This is a genomic window from Shewanella sp. ENK2 (genome assembly GCF_043568515.1).
Lineage (GTDB): Bacteria > Pseudomonadota > Gammaproteobacteria > Enterobacterales > Shewanellaceae > Shewanella > Shewanella japonica.
On record NZ_CP171406.1, the window covers coordinates 1,850,399 to 1,866,383 of the forward strand.

General features: G+C 42.4%; 13 protein-coding genes and 1 pseudogene. 8 read left to right on the forward strand and 6 right to left on the reverse strand.

Annotated features, from left to right (window positions below; genetic code table 11):
- Positions 1–10: 10 nt before the first annotated feature.
- Positions 11–1,105 (reverse strand): LysM peptidoglycan-binding domain-containing protein, encoded by a 1,095-nt coding sequence (locus tag ACGEDC_RS08245; RefSeq protein ID WP_162928513.1) that lies wholly within the window; start codon positions 1,103–1,105, stop codon positions 11–13.
- A gap of 135 nt (positions 1,106–1,240) precedes the next feature.
- Here ACGEDC_RS08245 and def point away from each other — a divergent pair, with 135 nt between their 5' ends.
- The 5 genes and pseudogenes from def to ACGEDC_RS08270 all read left to right on the forward strand — a co-directional run bounded on the left by def (position 1,241) and on the right by ACGEDC_RS08270 (position 6,907).
- Complete coding sequence (def, locus tag ACGEDC_RS08250) at positions 1,241–1,753, forward strand: peptide deformylase (RefSeq protein ID WP_055025499.1); 513 nt, start codon at positions 1,241–1,243, stop codon at positions 1,751–1,753.
- 8 nt (positions 1,754–1,761) lie between these two features.
- Positions 1,762–2,736: a methionyl-tRNA formyltransferase gene (gene fmt, locus ACGEDC_RS08255; protein WP_055025498.1), complete on the forward strand. Its 975-nt coding sequence runs from the start codon at positions 1,762–1,764 to the stop codon at positions 2,734–2,736.
- On the forward strand, positions 2,736–4,019 hold the full coding sequence (gene rsmB, locus ACGEDC_RS08260) for a 16S rRNA (cytosine(967)-C(5))-methyltransferase RsmB (protein ID WP_211031309.1): 1,284 nt from the start codon (positions 2,736–2,738) through the stop codon (positions 4,017–4,019). Before fmt ends, rsmB begins: the two co-directional genes overlap by 1 nt.
- A gap of 30 nt (positions 4,020–4,049) precedes the next feature.
- The gene (gene trkA, locus ACGEDC_RS08265; RefSeq protein ID WP_394497591.1) at positions 4,050–5,459 is read left to right on the forward strand and encodes a Trk system potassium transporter TrkA; all 1,410 of its coding nucleotides are present in this window, start codon (positions 4,050–4,052) and stop codon (positions 5,457–5,459) included.
- Positions 5,460–5,465: 6 nt separating this feature from the next.
- Positions 5,466–6,907 (forward strand): annotated as a pseudogene (locus ACGEDC_RS08270) (TrkH family potassium uptake protein).
- Between the two features lie 336 nt (positions 6,908–7,243).
- Here the strand turns inward: ACGEDC_RS08270 and hemG (ACGEDC_RS08275) are convergent.
- Positions 7,244–7,798 carry a menaquinone-dependent protoporphyrinogen IX dehydrogenase gene (gene hemG / locus ACGEDC_RS08275; RefSeq protein ID WP_119969598.1) on the reverse strand — a complete coding sequence of 185 codons (555 nt, stop codon included), beginning with the start codon at positions 7,796–7,798 and terminating at the stop codon, positions 7,244–7,246.
- 188 nt (positions 7,799–7,986) lie between these two features.
- Here hemG (ACGEDC_RS08275) and ACGEDC_RS08280 point away from each other — a divergent pair, with 188 nt between their 5' ends.
- Positions 7,987–8,295, forward strand: a complete 309-nt coding sequence (locus ACGEDC_RS08280; protein ID WP_394497594.1) for an ArsR/SmtB family transcription factor — start codon at positions 7,987–7,989, stop codon at positions 8,293–8,295.
- A gap of 32 nt (positions 8,296–8,327) precedes the next feature.
- Here the strand turns inward: ACGEDC_RS08280 and hemG (ACGEDC_RS08285) are convergent, their stop codons facing one another.
- The 4 genes from hemG (ACGEDC_RS08285) to pepQ form a co-directional block, all read right to left on the reverse strand.
- Entirely contained in the window at positions 8,328–8,870 is a 543-nt protein-coding gene (gene hemG, locus ACGEDC_RS08285) for a menaquinone-dependent protoporphyrinogen IX dehydrogenase (RefSeq protein ID WP_394497596.1), read from the reverse strand.
- 28 nt (positions 8,871–8,898) lie between these two features.
- A complete protein-coding gene (locus ACGEDC_RS08290; RefSeq protein WP_055025491.1) occupies positions 8,899–10,356 on the reverse strand; it encodes a TrkH family potassium uptake protein in 1,458 nt (485 codons plus the stop codon).
- 94 nt (positions 10,357–10,450) lie between these two features.
- Positions 10,451–11,065: a YigZ family protein gene (locus ACGEDC_RS08295; protein WP_394497598.1), complete on the reverse strand. Its 615-nt coding sequence runs from the start codon at positions 11,063–11,065 to the stop codon at positions 10,451–10,453.
- A complete protein-coding gene (gene pepQ, locus ACGEDC_RS08300) occupies positions 11,058–12,380 on the reverse strand; it encodes a Xaa-Pro dipeptidase (protein WP_055025489.1) in 1,323 nt (440 codons plus the stop codon). Before pepQ ends, ACGEDC_RS08295 begins: the two co-directional genes overlap by 8 nt.
- 247 nt (positions 12,381–12,627) lie before the next feature.
- On the opposite strand from pepQ, the gene fadB reads away from it, so the two are divergent.
- Together fadB and fadA are read left to right on the forward strand one after the other, a co-directional pair.
- Complete coding sequence (gene fadB / locus ACGEDC_RS08305; RefSeq protein ID WP_394497601.1) at positions 12,628–14,781, forward strand: fatty acid oxidation complex subunit alpha FadB; 2,154 nt, start codon at positions 12,628–12,630, stop codon at positions 14,779–14,781.
- 22 nt (positions 14,782–14,803) lie between these two features.
- Positions 14,804–15,973: an acetyl-CoA C-acyltransferase FadA gene (fadA, locus tag ACGEDC_RS08310; RefSeq protein WP_080914495.1), complete on the forward strand. Its 1,170-nt coding sequence runs from the start codon at positions 14,804–14,806 to the stop codon at positions 15,971–15,973.
- The last annotated feature ends 12 nt before the right edge of the window (positions 15,974–15,985 follow it).

A 15,985-nucleotide genomic window follows, 5' to 3' on the forward strand; every position in this document is an offset into this window, starting at 1 on the left:
TTTCAGAGATTTATTCGCCTCGTAAATCCGTTGTTTTTGGTGTAATTAACTTGTCGTCAATGCGAATAGGACGTTCATTTGCAACAATAATAGCCATACTGGTTTTTTCAAACACTTTGAAAACCATTAATTTGCCGTGGTAAACATCTGGCATGGTGTAAACGTCTTCATCTGAAACTTTCGCTTTTAAACTATCGTATGCGCTACGCTCCAGCGTTGATACAGGTAAGCCATCACCATTAATGACGATTTGCTCGCCATTGCGATATATCGCAAACACATGGCCTGTTTCAATGCTGTCTTGCTCACCTTTGTCTAAGTAAACAATATCCAACTTTCCGACTTCACGAATGTCCTTTTCTATAGCAATGACATTTGCTGGCACACCTTCTGGCGCAGCCTTAGGAATAAAATAAGCAGACATCAAGGCTTCATCTTCTACAGGCGCAACTTTAAAGCCAGCTTTTGATTCACGAAAATTACTCAACAGCTGAACCTTAGAAATGTTGCCAGACTCAGTCACACGACCACTTGCCGTTAAAATGATTTCTTGGCCCAAAGTATCGCTGGTTTCCTTATCAAGAAACTCACGCCCCTCTTGATATACAGCTAACTTTTGCCCTACGGGTAAATTCGCATTGATATATACAATATCATTCATCACATGGTGACGAGAATTTCTCTCACCATCTAAAATCATTGGTAAGCCTTCAAACCACTCAGGATCGACAACGCGGTTTTGTACCAAATACGGTTGAATGAGCGAAAGGTCAATCGCAGGGATCGGGCCACCTTTTGAACTAATACGCCCTTCTGGACCTTTTTTGATATGCTGTTTATGTACCAAGCGAGGTTGACCATCGATAAAGACAAGAGTCAGTCGATCACCTGGATAAATAAGATGTGGGTTAGCAATCTGCGGGTTAGCGCCCCATAATTTAGGCCAGCGCCAAGGGTCCTCTAGGAAAAATGCCGAGATATCCCAAAGAGTGTCACCTTTCTTAACGATGTAAGAATCGGGGTGCCCAGATTTTAATGTTAATGTATCTGCATTAACAAACAGTGTACTAAGTAACAAAAACGCGAGTAAAAATATCCGTTTCATGGTTCATTCCATGTGTTTAGCTCTTTATTAGAGCTTTTGCTGTTATTGATGGTCAGTAAGGATTAAAATTAACCCATTAACTTAGCCAGTATAGCTAACTGGCTGAAATTTGACAGACTTGTTAAGAGTTTATATATGCCATTATTAAAAGTTTTACGTTTTCCAGATGAAAGATTACGCACTGTAGCCAAGCCTGTCACCGATTTTGGTGACGCTCTACAGACTCAAATAGATAACATGCTTGAAACAATGTACGAAGAAAAAGGCATTGGTTTAGCAGCAACCCAAGTTGATTTCCACCAGCAATTAATTGTGATGGATTTACAAGACGATGTTGAACGCCCAACCATTTTCATTAATCCTGAAATCGTAGCGAAAAGCGGCGACTTTACGAATGAAGAAGGCTGTTTATCGGTACCTGGCGTTTACGCCAAAGTTGACCGTGCTGAATTTGTAACATTAAAAGCATTAGATCGTCACGGTGAAGAGTTCACTGTTGAAGCTGATGACCTGTTCGCTATTTGTCTGCAACATGAAATGGATCACTTACAAGGCAAACTATTTGTAGATTACTTGTCTAAAATGAAACGTGATCGCATTAAGAAAAAGCTTGAAAAAGAAGCGCGTTTAGCAGCTAAAGAAGCATAGGACTCCATTTGAAACCGTTAAATATTATCTTTGCTGGTACGCCAGACTTTGCCGCATTGCATCTGCAAGCACTTATTAATTCTGAGCATAATGTCATTGCAGTCTATTCTCAGCCGGACAGACCTGCTGGGCGAGGGAAAAAGTTACAAGCAAGTCCTGTAAAACAGCTTGCCGTAGCTAACAACATTCCTGTTTTTCAACCAGCATCATTACGTAAAGAAGACGCTCAAGCAGAATTAGCATCGCTTAACGCCGATATCATGGTCGTGGTTGCTTATGGTTTGATCTTACCCAAGATAGTATTAGATACGCCTAAACTAGGTTGTATTAACGTTCATGGCTCCATCCTACCTCGTTGGCGTGGTGCAGCACCTATTCAACGAGCGTTGTGGGCAGGTGACACTGAAACAGGTGTCACGATTATGCAGATGGACATCGGCTTAGATACGGGTGACATGTTATTAAAAACTTCGCTACCAATCGAAGATACTGATACTTCAGCCACTTTATACAGCAAACTTGCAGAGCAAGGTCCTCAAGCCTTAGTTCAAGCTTTAGTCGGTATCAGTGATGGTTCGATTACCGCTGAGAAACAAGATGAAGCATTAGCTAATTACGCAGAAAAGCTATCAAAAGAAGAAGCGCAGATTGATTGGCGTAAACCCGCCAAACAATTATGGCAAGAAATTCGTGCTTTTAACCCTTGGCCAGCAAGCCACTTCACTCATCAAGGCAATACGATAAAAGTTTGGCAGGCTCAATATACACTTGATAACGTTGCTGCAGAACCTGGCACCATTATCGACAGCACTAAACAAGGTATTACCGTTGCTACAGGTGAAGGAAGCCTGCAACTACAAGTCATGCAACTACCTGGGAAAAAACAAATGCCTGTCGCGGACATTTTAAATTCTCGTGCTGATTGGTTTAGCCAAGGCACTTGCTTTATTTGTCCTGAAGATAAAACAGAGGCAGCACAATAATGAATGTGAGAGCGCTAGCGGCAAAAGCCATTTTTAACGTACTAGAAAAAGGCATTTCATTATCGGTTGCCCTACCAGAGCAACAGCAGCATTTACAAAATGGCAAAGATAAAGCCTTATTGGCAGAACTTTGTTATGGCGTAATGCGTCAACTTCCTCAGCTAGATAAATGTGTTAGTGACTGCTTAAGTAAACCCTTTAAGGGAAAACAGCGTGTATTGCACCAGCTGTTATTGGTTGGTTGTTACCAGCTTTACTTTACTCGTATTCCTGCTCATGCAGCCATTTCAGAAACCGCTGAAGCCTGTCGTCAAATGAAGTTTGATGGTCTGGTCAAAGTCATTAATGGCGTGTTACGTAATATTCAGCGTAAAGAGGCACCCTTAAATACAGATAACGACACATTAAAATACAACACGCCAGCGTGGTTTATTAAGCGCCTTAAAAGTGCCTACCCAGATAATTGGGCGGATATTATTGAGCAAAGCCACCAGCGCCCACCTATGTGGCTTCGTAATAACCAATTATCTCAAGCTCGTGAAGAATATTTAGCACGATTAGCAGAGCAAGATATTGAAGCAACAGCTGGTGATAGTGATGACGCCATTTTGCTAGCAAGTCCAAAAGATGTCATGCAACTACCGAACTTTGCTGATGGCGCTGCATCGGTGCAAGACGGAGCAGCACAGTGGGCAGCAACCTTACTCGCACCAAAAGCCAATGAACTCATTCTTGATGCTTGTGCAGCCCCTGGCGGTAAAACCTGTCATACCCTAGAGTGCGAACCAAGTATTTCTATGGTTGCCGTCGACTTTGACGCAAAACGTCTCGAGCGAGTGCAACAAAATCTAGACAGACTGCAATTAAAAGCGCAAGTTATTCATGGTGATGCTGCAAATATTGACAGTTGGTGGTCAGGTGAGAAGTTTGATCGTATTTTATTAGATGCCCCTTGCTCAGCAACAGGGGTTATCCGTCGTCATCCTGATATTAAGTGGCTACGTAAAAATGCAGATATTGAAGAATTAGCACTATTACAGCAACAGATTATTGATCATTGTTGGAAGTGGTTAAAACCTGGCGGCACCATGCTATATGCCACTTGCTCTATCTTGCCTCAAGAAAATCGTCAGCAAATAGAGCAGTTTTTACAACGTACACCAGATGCAACGCTTGATCCGATTGCACAACAGCCATCTGCAGATGATATCGGCTGGCAGATTTTACCAGGACAAAACAATATGGACGGTTTTTATTACGCCCGTTTGATTAAAGCGATTTAAGCGTGTTATAGCAGGGATACCAGCACAGTAATGAAGATTATTATTTTAGGCGCAGGACAAGTCGGCGGTACCCTAGCCGAAAACCTTGTCGGTGAGAATAACGATATTACCCTTGTTGATAATGACCGTACTCGAGTTAAATATTTACAAGATAAGTTCGACTTACAAACGGTTATTGGCCACGGTGCTCACCCGAGCACCTTGAAAAAGGCCGGCGCAGAAGATGCTGATATGCTCATTGCTGTGACCAATAGTGATGAATGCAATATGGCAGCTTGTCATATTGCCTACAGCTTATTTGGTACCCCTACTAAAATCGCTCGTATCCGCTCAGAAGCCTATTTAGACCTTCAAGAAAAGCTCTTCATTAATACCGAAGTTAAAGGCAGTGATACCAAAACACGTGGTGGATTTGTCATTGATGAACTGATTGCACCAGAGCAACTCGTCACAGCTTATATTGAACGTTTGGTTCAGTACCCTGGAGCGCTACAAGTCCTTGAGTTTGCGAAAGGTAAGCTTAGCTTAGTTGCCGTAAAAGCCTATTACGGCGGTCCGTTAGTGGGGAATGCCCTTGCAGCTTTACGCGAACACATGCCGAATATTGATACCCGAGTTGCGGCTATTTTCCGCAAAGGCAATGCGATCATGCCACGAGGTACCACGATTATCGAAGCCGATGACGAAGTGTTTTTTGTCGCCGACACTCGACATGTCCGTGCCGTGATGAGCGAAATGCAAAAGCTGGATAACTCTTACCGCAACATCATGATTGCTGGTGGCGGTAATATTGGTTTAGGCCTAGCTAAACGTTTACAAAAAAATCATTCAGTAAAACTGATTGAACACAGTCTAGAGCGAGCAGAAAGCTTATCCGAGAAACTTGAAAACTGCACAGTATTCAATGGTGATGCCTCTGATCAAGAGCTACTCCTTGAAGAACATATTGATCAAACCGATGTGTTTATTGCCGTCACCAATGATGATGAAGCCAATATCATGTCGGCACTATTAGCAAAACGAATGGGCGCCAAAAAAGTCATGGTGCTTATTCAGCGTGAAGCCTATGTTGATATCGTTCAAGAAGCGAATATCGATATTGCCATCTCGCCACAACAAACCACCATTTCAGCCTTACTAACCCATATTCGTCAAGGCGACATTTGTAATGTGTATTCATTACGCCGTGGTGCTGCAGAAGCAATTGAAGCAATTGCTCATGGTAACTCATCAACCTCTAAAGTTGTCGGCAAGCAAATCAGCGACATCAAACTGCCACCCGGAACGACCATTGGCGCAATTGTGCGTAATGATGAAGTGATCATGGGCCACGATAAAACCATCATTGAAGAAGGAGATCATGTGATTTTATTCTTAGTGAATAAAAAATTCATTGGCGATGTAGAAAAGCTATTCCAACCGAGTGCGTTTTTCTTTTAACAGCCCATGCTGAATATTAAGCCGCTACTCTTTGTTGTTGGCATATTCCTGTCGATTCTCACCGGCTTTATGCTGGTGCCAATGGCTTTTGCATTGTTTTATCATGAAGAAACCATCGGCGACTTTATGATGTCCGGGTTATTTACTGGCCTAATTGCCATTTTATGTATTCAAAGTGGCCACAGTAGAAAAATCAACCTCAACATTCGTGATATGTTCTTTTTAACCACAGTCACATGGTTAATTGTCAGTTTGTTTGCCGCCTTACCTTTTACCCTTTATCACGGCATAAACTATACCGATGCCTTTTTTGAAACCATGTCAGGCATCACCACTACTGGCTCAACCGTATTATCCGGTCTTGATGACATGGACCACAGCATTTTAATTTGGCGTTCGCTCTTGCAGTGGCTTGGGGGGATAGGCTTTATTGTTATGGCTGTGGCCATTTTGCCGTTTTTAAATGTCGGTGGTATGCGATTATTTCGCACTGAATCATCAGACTGGGGCGATAAAGCGACTCCCCGTACTCAACACATGGCAAAACACCTATTCAAGGTTTACCTTGTGCTCACCGTTATATGTGCAATGGCATATCACACATCAGGAATGCACTGGTTTGAAGCCATTAACCATGCCATGACAACGCTTTCTACTGGCGGCTATTCCACATCAGATAGTTCGATGTCTTCATTTTCAGCTTCCGCGCACTGGATTGCGGTGGTCTTTATGGCGGCTGGGGGTTGCCTTTACTAATGTTTGTTCAATCCCTACAGCAACGGTCGATGAAAATTTGGGATGATGAACAAGTAAAAGGGTTCCTTAAATTTATTAGCTTTGTTTCTGTTAGCTTAGGTACTTGGCTTTGGTTTAGCGCCGATATGCCTTATTTAGATGCATTAAGATTAGCCAGCTTTAATGTGGTTTCAGTGGTCACCACAACGGGTTATGGTTTAACTGATTACCAAGCTTGGGGCGCCGTTGCCAGTTTAACTTTTTTGTTTTTAATGTTTGTCGGTAGTTGCTCAGGCTCCACCTCGGGCGGAATAAAAATATTTCGCTTTCAAATCTCTCTTAAAATAATGTATCAACAACTTACACAGCAGTTTCATCCTCAAGCAGTCATTAAAAAACGCTATAACAAACGCACCATAGATAACGATATTATTCGCTCAATTATGGCGTTTATAATGTTGTTTTTTCTGGTGATACTCTTATTAGCGATTACATTAGTGCTTTCAGGGTTAGATGTCGTAACCAGTATTACAGGCGCAATCACAGCAGTCACTAATGTCGGCCCAGGCCTTGGCCCTGTTATTGGGCCTGCGGGTAACTTTTCAAGCCTACCAGATATCGCTAAGTGGGCATTAGCATTTGGCATGCTTTTAGGCCGTTTAGAAATTATCACGGTAGCAGTGTTATTCGCCCCTAAGTTTTGGCGCTACTGATTAGTATAAAGTCAATAAAACAACCTAGCCTTCATTAAGACTTTGAGTCACGGTTGCCGTGTTATTCGCTCCTGATTTTTGGCGCTACTGATTAGTATAAAGCCAATAAAAAAACTTAATCTTTATTGAGGCTTTGAGTCACGGTTGCCGTGTTATTCGCTCCTGAGTTTGGCGCTACTGATTAGTATAAAGCCAATAAAAAAACTTAATCTTTATTGAGGCTTTAAAGTCACGGTTGCCGTGTTATTCGCTCCTGAGTTTGGCGCGACTGATTAGTATAAAGCCAATAAAAAAGCCTTAATTTTCATTAAGGCTTTAGAGTTGCATGACTCAATGTTAACTGACCGTCTCGCTAGCAATCAAACTGACAATATGGTCACCATAGACTTTGACATCATCCCAATCTGTATAATCAATCACACTTGTCGGATCAGTTGGTCCATCGGTCATCTTCATGATTAGACGAATCGCCAAACTGTCGTACCAAGTCCATGAAGGGTAATTGACTTTACCAGGGATGATTTTCACATCTTGTGGTTTCCAAGGTGAAAGTTCCATGAACTTTTGTAGGTATTTGTTGTTTTCAGGAATGCGTTTTTCAGGCTTGCGCGCCACTACGTTTACACAGAAAAAACTGTTCGGCTTGCTACTTAGCTCAGTTTGATAACGACTAACAAATTCAAATACCGACTTATGATATGAACCATAAAGCACACAAGCACCAAGTGCGATTGCATCATAGCTATTCCAATCAATATCAGCATGATTATTATCAAGAATATTAACGACATCGCACTGATGACCACTCAGAACAATTTGCTCAGCTATCGCGCGACTGATTTGGGCTGTATGCCCGCCTCTTGAGTAATAAATCACTAATGTTTTTGCCATTTGCACACCGATTGTTGCTCTATTGGAATATTATTGTGGCAAAAAAGGCGATTCAATCGTGCTCTTTGATCACAAATTAGAAACGTCTCATATAATTGAATGATAAAATTGAGATCTCGGTTAGCCAGCAGTATGATGCTAATGGTGTATCCATTTTACAAAAACATATGTGAGTAGCAGGTAGATAAATGTCTGAAAATATTGATTTAGATTCAATGCTAGGCAATGCCGAGATGGCAGCTAAATGGCTTAAAGCAATTGCCAATCCATATCGTTTAATGATTTTGTGTTTGTTGCTGGATAAAGAGCTAAGCGTGACAGAGCTTAATGAAACCGTGCCACTAAGCCAATCAGCCTTATCACAGCATTTAGCCGTCATTCGGGCTCAAGACCTAGTCAACACACGCAAAAGCTCTCAAAATGTCTATTACACTCTAAAAAACGCTGAAGTTACTGAGGTGATTTCCATTTTACACCGCTTGTATTGCGCCAAATAACACAACTCACAATGCAGGCTATTTCAGCACGCTTACTTGAGTGCTAAAAAGCCTTTTGCGAACTCATCGACCTTATGCCAATCCGTAAACTCATAGGTGCCAGAGGTATCTGTGGGGCCTTTGGTCATCCACATGATGAACCGAATCATAACTCTATCGATAGTGCGGTATTTAGGGTAATCGATTTTCCCAGCAAATACCCCTAACAACTTAGGCTGCCATTTGGTAAGCGTTAGGAATTTTTGCATATAAGGATTGGTGTCAGGGGTATTTTTTTCAGGTTTACGCGCCACAACATTGACCGTGAAAAAGCCACTTTTAGCTCGCTCAAGTTCGGTTTGATACTGGGTAATAAATTCAAATAACTGCGGGCGATGCTTACCATAACGAATACTAGCCCCAATTAATATCTTGTCAAAATCAGCGAGTCTGCCAGCCTGAGAAAGCGCATTGGCTTGAGCTAATGATACAAGTTCAACCTGTTCCCCAGCATTAACGACAACAGCCTTGATCGCTTCACAAATAGCACGAGTTTGACCGTCCACAGTGGAATAGATTATCAGATTGTTCGACATGTTTTTCCCTGTCATTGATGTGGTAAACCTAGTTCTTCCAGAATGTAGGCGTAAATAAGACCAGTAAAGTAAACACTTCCAGCCGCCCAAATAGCATTGCTAAAACCAATACCCATTTAGCGCCATCGGTAACACTCGCATAGTTACTCGCCACATCCCCCAAACCAGGTCCCAAATTATTGATACTCGCTGCCGTTGCACTAAATGCAGTAATGGCGTCCATATCCATTGCCATCAACAACACCATACAAATAACAAACACCAACGCATAAGCAGAGAAAAATCCCCACACCGCATCGACAACCCTATCAGGTAATGCTGACTTTCCTATTCGAATTGAATACATTGCCTTTGGATGGATTAAACGCTTCATTTCACGAGAGCCCTGAAGCAACAATAAAACAAAACGAATGACTTTCATCCCACCACCAGTAGAACCGGCACATCCGCCAATAAAGCTTGAGAAGATTAATAAGATAGGCAGAAATAAAGGCCAGGAATGAAAGCTCTCAGTGCCAAACCCTGCTGTGGTCGAGATAGACACCACTTGGAAGAAGGCATAATCTAAGGTTTGTTCTGGCGTGTCATAAATGCCAGAGCTATATAAGGTAGCAAAACAAATTGCTGTTAGTGTCAGCTGAATACCAATTAACGCTTTAAACTCAGCATCTCGAAAATAGACTTTAAAATTAATCCCTCGCCAGCTAAAAGCGGCAAAGTGCAAACTAAAGTTCACTGCAGCAATCAATAAGAAAACAGCACAAATTACGTTAATTAATGGGCTATCAAAGTAGCCAATACTGGCATCGTGAGTTGAGAATCCGCCAATCGCAATGGTCGAAAATGAATGACAAATGGCATCAAACGCCCCCATACCAGCAAAATAAAATGCTGTTGCACAAGCAACAGTAAGCAGCAGGTAGATGTACCATAATGCTTTAGCTGTTTCTGCAATTCTGGGTTTCATTTTACTGTCTTTTACAGGGCCTGGAATTTCAGCTTTATACAGCTGCATCCCACCAATTCCGAGTAAAGGCAAAATTGCGACAGCTAGTACAATGATACCCATGCCGCCCATCCATTGTAGTAGGTGCCGGTAGAATAAAATGGCTTTAGGCAAGTCATCAAGCCCCACAATCACGGTGGCACCTGTTGTTGTTAGCGCAGAAAAAGACTCAAAGAAGCTGTCAGTCCAACTTAGATTAGGTTCGGTTGAAAATATAAAGGGCAGCGCCCCAATTGACCCCAGTACCGTCCAAAACATCACAACAATCAAAAAGCCTTCACGAGTACGTAAATCCCCTTTTTGTCTGCGGTTGGGGTACCACAATAAAAACCCGAGAAATAAACTCACGCAAAATGCCTGAATAAAAGCAGTACCGCCACCATCTTTATAAAGAATGGCAACCAATGCTGGCGGCAACATAGTGATAGAAAATAATCCCATCAATAGGCCGGTTATTCTAATAATTGTTTTATATTGCATGGATTACTTTTGCACTAGTTTGCATAGTATTGGTTCTTAATTGCACTTATTATTCTGCTGGTAACGTTATATTCTGGCATACTTTTTAGCCCCATCAAACGTTAAACTTTGCTTTAAGCTGACCTTGGGTTTGTGTCGCTAATTCGCGATTAAACTCTTGATGAAAAACTTTGGCGATTTCAAACTCAATTTCAATCTCTGCCAAAAATGATTTATTGATGATAACCCCATCAAATTGATTTATCAGGTATTCAATATTATTGAGTTGCGAGTAACTGCAGATTAATGATGACCGGTAACGAATGTATTTGGTTTCGGTAGTTAGCTGGGTTAACCCCGATTTAATGCCGGAAGAATAAGCTCTAACCAATCCACCAACACCTAGCTTGGTTCCACCAAAATACCGAATAACAACCGCGCCTATTTCACCAATATCTGAACCTTGAAGCGTTGCTAACATAGGTCTACCAGCACTGCCTGCAGGTTCACCGTCATCACTACTGCCAATAGCAATGCTGTTAGAAGGATCAGCTGCCACATACGCATAACAATAATGGTTAGCACCAGGGTATTGCGCCTTGAGATTAGTAAGTGCACACTTAAGCGCAGTTTCACTACTGCAATGAAATAGTACAGTAATGAAACGGCTATGCTTTATATCTTCTTCAATCGTTAATGTTTGATTGGGAATTAAGTATTGTTCAGTCAACCAGTCCAAGCTCTCGAGTCATATTTTCATTACGATCTTGGTGAACAATAACATTATCTTCAATTCGAATACCGCCGAATGGTCGCAATTCATCAATCGTATTCCAATTTACTTGTGTATGGCGTTGATCGTTTTTTAGCTCCGCCAATAATGAATCAATAATGTAGATCCCCGGTTCAATGGTGAATACTTGGTTCGCTGCAATCTCACGAGTACAACGCAAAAATGGATGGCCTTCGGGAGTAGGAATATGAGTGCCACGCTCATCATGGGAAAAGCCGCCCATATCATGAACTTGAAGCCCTAACATATGCCCCAATCCATGAGGGAAAAACACATTGGTTATGCCTTGCTCCACAAGGCCTTGAGCATCACCCGATGCAATATCAAATTGCAGCATTAATTCAGCTAATTTGGCATGCGTGGTTAAATGAAGGTCGGTGTACTTAACACCCGGCTTCATCATATCGACAATGGCTAACTGCATCTTATTCATTTCTACTATCAATTCGTAAAAGCGGTTTTTCTCAAATGAATAAGTACGCGTAATATCTGACGCATAACCATTATAGTTAGCACCCGCATCAATTAAAAAAGATAACCTAGGCGATGGAATTTGATGCTCAAGCGCAGTGTAATGCAAAATCGCAGCATTTTGGTTTAGCGCGACAATATTGCTATAAGGCACTTCATTTTCAGTTTGGCCAATCGCAGACAAATATTGCTGCTGGATTTCAAACTCACTACCGCCATTATAAAAAGCATTTTTTGCCGCTAAATGCCCTTTTACTGCAATCTGGTTAGCACGGCGTAAACACTCCAATTCATACTGGGTTTTATCGGCACGGTGGTAATGCAGATAATTAAGTACAGAATCAGGATTACGACGGCTCATCCCCAACACTTCAGCTACATCAAGATGCTCGCCTAAATAGGCCCAGTCAGCAATATTGTTTGGCAATAACTCAGCAACCCTATCGGCTTTGGTTAATAATTTAATATCAAAATGCTCTGCCCAAAAATCAGTCGGCTCGTCACTTACTTTGTGCCAAAAATCCACGGGGCGATAAAAAATCAGCGTTGGTTTATCTATGCCATTGGCCACAACCCAACAGTTAGGATTATCTAAAATGGGCACCCAAGCCTTAAATTGTGGGTTCACTTTAAACGGGTAGCTTAAGTCATCTAAAAACTGACGATGAGCTTGGCCAGAATGTATCACTAACCCCGCGAGGTTTTCGCGACTAACAATCTCGGCAACCCGACGATTTAATTCTGCAATGTGAGCATGATAAAAATTAGCTAGCTGATCCATTTTGGCTATCCCTGTGATGTTATTTTTCTTGTTTGACAACTTGTGAAGTGTATCACAAAGGACAAAATGGCCTCTAGCAGATAAATATTTAAACGGACGTTTAAATTGGGTGTTGTAATTTATTTCATTTCGTCGCACACTGTTTGGCAACTGGTCAAATGATGGCCGTCGCTGCTGTGAAACAAAGCTAGATAACAACACAGTAATTGTGATGTGGAAGTCGCTTTTAGCAAAAAGGAAGCAAGCAATGATCTACCAAAGTCCTACAATTCAAGTAGAGTTATTAGAGGATAACATTGCCAAGTTGTGCTTTAACGCACCAGGCTCGGTAAACAAATTCGATAAAGAAACTCTTTCTTCATTAGATGCAGCTCTTGAGAGAATTAAACAAGATGCTAGCATCCAAGGTTTATTACTCACATCAGGTAAAAGTACCTTTATTGTCGGTGCAGATATCACTGAGTTTTTAGGGTTATTCAAACTGGATGACGCCACATTACTTAGCTGGGTTGAACAAGCCAGTGCCGTGTTTGATAAGCTAGAAGATCTACCGTTCCCAACAGCATCTGCAGTTAACGGGTTTGCACTTGGTGGTGGTTGTGAAGCCATACTTGCTACTGATTTGCGTATTGCTGACACCAATGCTCGTATTGGTTTACCAGAAACCAAACTTGGGTTAATTCCTGGCTTTGGTGGCACAGTGCGCTTACCACGTGTAATCGGTGCAGATAACGCTCTTGAGTGGATCACCACAGGTAAAGATCAACGCCCAGACGCAGCATTGAAAGTTGGCGCTGTTGACGCCGTGGTAGCACCCGAAAATTTAGAGGCAGCAGCGCTTCAAATGCTAAAAGACGCTATTGCCGAAAAGTTAGATTGGCAATCTCGTCGTAACCGCAAACTAAAACCACTGACCTTACCAAAAGTTGAAGCGATGATGTCATTCGCAACAGCAAAAGGCATGGTATTCAAAGTGGCAGGTAAACACTATCCTGCACCTATGATGGCTGTTAGTGTCATAGAGCAAGCTGCAACACTTGATCGCGCAGAAGCATTGAAGGTTGAAAACCAAGCCTTTATCAAGCTAGCGAAAACTGAAGTAGCCACTGCGTTAATTGGTATATTCTTAAATGACCAATTAGTTAAAGGCAAAGCAAAGAAAGCAGGCAAACTGGCTAAAAACGTCGACAATGCGGCTGTACTTGGCGCTGGTATTATGGGCGGTGGTATTGCTTACCAAAGTGCCAGTAAAGGTACGCCTATCGTCATGAAAGATATTGCCCAACCTGCACTTGATTTAGGGCTCGGCGAAGCCGCTAAATTGTTAACTGCTCAGGTTAAACGTGGCCGCTCTACTCCAGCTAAAATGGCTGCAGTATTAAACAACATCACTCCAGCTTTAGATTACGCACCAATTAAGGATGCTGACGTCGTCGTTGAAGCTGTAGTTGAACATCCAAAAGTAAAAGCGTCAGTATTAGCAGAAGTAGAAGGACACGTAGCAGACGATGCCATCATCGCCTCAAACACTTCTACAATTTCAATAAACTTACTGGCTAAAAGCATGAAGAAACCTGAACGTTTCTGTGGCATGCACTTCTTCAACCCTGTGCACAAAATGCCATTGGTTGAAGTTATTCGTGGTGAAAACAGCTCTGAAGAAACCATTGCTTCTGTCGTCGCTTACGCCAGCAAAATGGGTAAAACCCCGATTGTCGTTAATGACTGCCCAGGTTTCTTCGTTAACCGTGTGTTATTCCCTTACTTTGCAGGGTTCAGTGGCTTACTCGCTGACGGTGCTGACTTTGCCAAAGTAGATAAAGTCATGGAGAAACAGTTTGGCTGGCCAATGGGCCCTGCTTACTTGCTTGACGTTGTCGGTCTTGATACTGGACACCATGCACAAGCCGTTATGGCTGAAGGTTTCCCAGATCGCATGGGTAAAAATGGCAAAGACGCTATCGATATCATGTTTGAAAGCCAACGTTTTGGCCAGAAGAACACTAAAGGTTTCTACTCTTACTCTGTTGACCGTCGTGGTAAACCTAAGAAAGATTTGGACCCGACTAGCTATGAACTGCTTGGTAAAGAATTTGGTGAGCTTAAAGATTTCGAATCCGATGAGATTATCGCACGTTGTATGATCCCAATGGTTATCGAAACAGTTCGTTGTTTAGAAGAAGGCATTATTGCTTCTCCTGCTGAAGGCGATATGGGCTTAGTTTACGGTATTGGTTTCCCACCATTCAGAGGTGGTGTATTCCGTTACTTAGACACAATGGGTGTTGCTAATTTTGTTGCTATGGCAGATAAATTTGCGCACTTAGGTGGCCTATATCAAGTGACTGATGCAATGCGTGAGCTTGCAGCCAATAACGGCACTTACTACCCAGCAGCCTAATAAGCAGTAAAGGAATATCATCATGAAAAACGCTGTAATCGTCGACTGCATTCGTACTCCAATGGGCCGTTCAAAGGCTGGAGTATTCAGGAATGTACGTGCAGAAACCCTTTCTGCAGAACTAATGAAATCACTATTAAGCCGCAACAGCCAGCTTGACCCGAACGAGATCGAAGATGTCATTTGGGGTTGTGTGCAACAAACATTGGAGCAAGGCTTCAATATTGCACGTAATGCTGCCTTATTAGCTGGCATACCTAAAACAGCAGGAGCTGTAACGGTGAATCGTTTATGTGGTTCATCAATGGATGCGTTACATCAAGCTGCACGTGCCATCATGACGGGCCAAGGCGATACCTTTATCGTAGGTGGTGTTGAACATATGGGTCACGTACCAATGAACCACGGTGTTGACTTCCATCCAGGCCTAGCGAGCAATGTAGCTAAAGCCTCAGGCATGATGGGCTTAACAGCTGAAATGCTTGGAAAAATGCATGGCATCACCCGTGAACAACAAGATGCATTTGCTGTGCGTTCACACCAACGTGCACACGCAGCAACGGTTGAAGGTCGATTTGACAATGAAATTGTGCCAATTGAAGGTCATGATGCTAATGGCGCTTTGATTAAAGTAAGCCACGATGAAGTCATCCGTCCAGAAACTTCACTTGAGTCTTTATCAGGTTTACGCCCAGCTTTTGATCCAGCTAACGGAACAGTAACAGCGGGTACTTCTTCAGCCTTATCTGATGGCGCTTCTGCAATGTTAGTTATGGAAGAAGAAAAAGCTAAAGCGTTAGGTTTGCCTATTCGTGCTCGCATCCGTTCAATGGCTGTTGCAGGTTGTGATGCAGCAATCATGGGTTACGGTCCTGTTCCTGCAACTAAAAAAGCGCTTAAGCGTGCAGGTTTAACTGTAGATGATATGGATGTAATTGAGCTAAATGAAGCATTCGCTGCTCAGTCTCTTCCATGTGTTAAAGACTTAGGTCTAACCGATGTGGTTGACGAGAAAGTTAACTTAAACGGCGGTGCAATTGCATTAGGCCACCCATTAGGGTGCTCTGGTACTCGTATTTCAACGACCTTGATTAACTTGATGGAAGCTAAAGATGCGAAATATGGTCTTGCAACTATGTGTATTGGTTTAGGCCAAGGTATTGCGACTATTTTTGAGCGCGTTGAAAGCTAACCTCTGCTGATA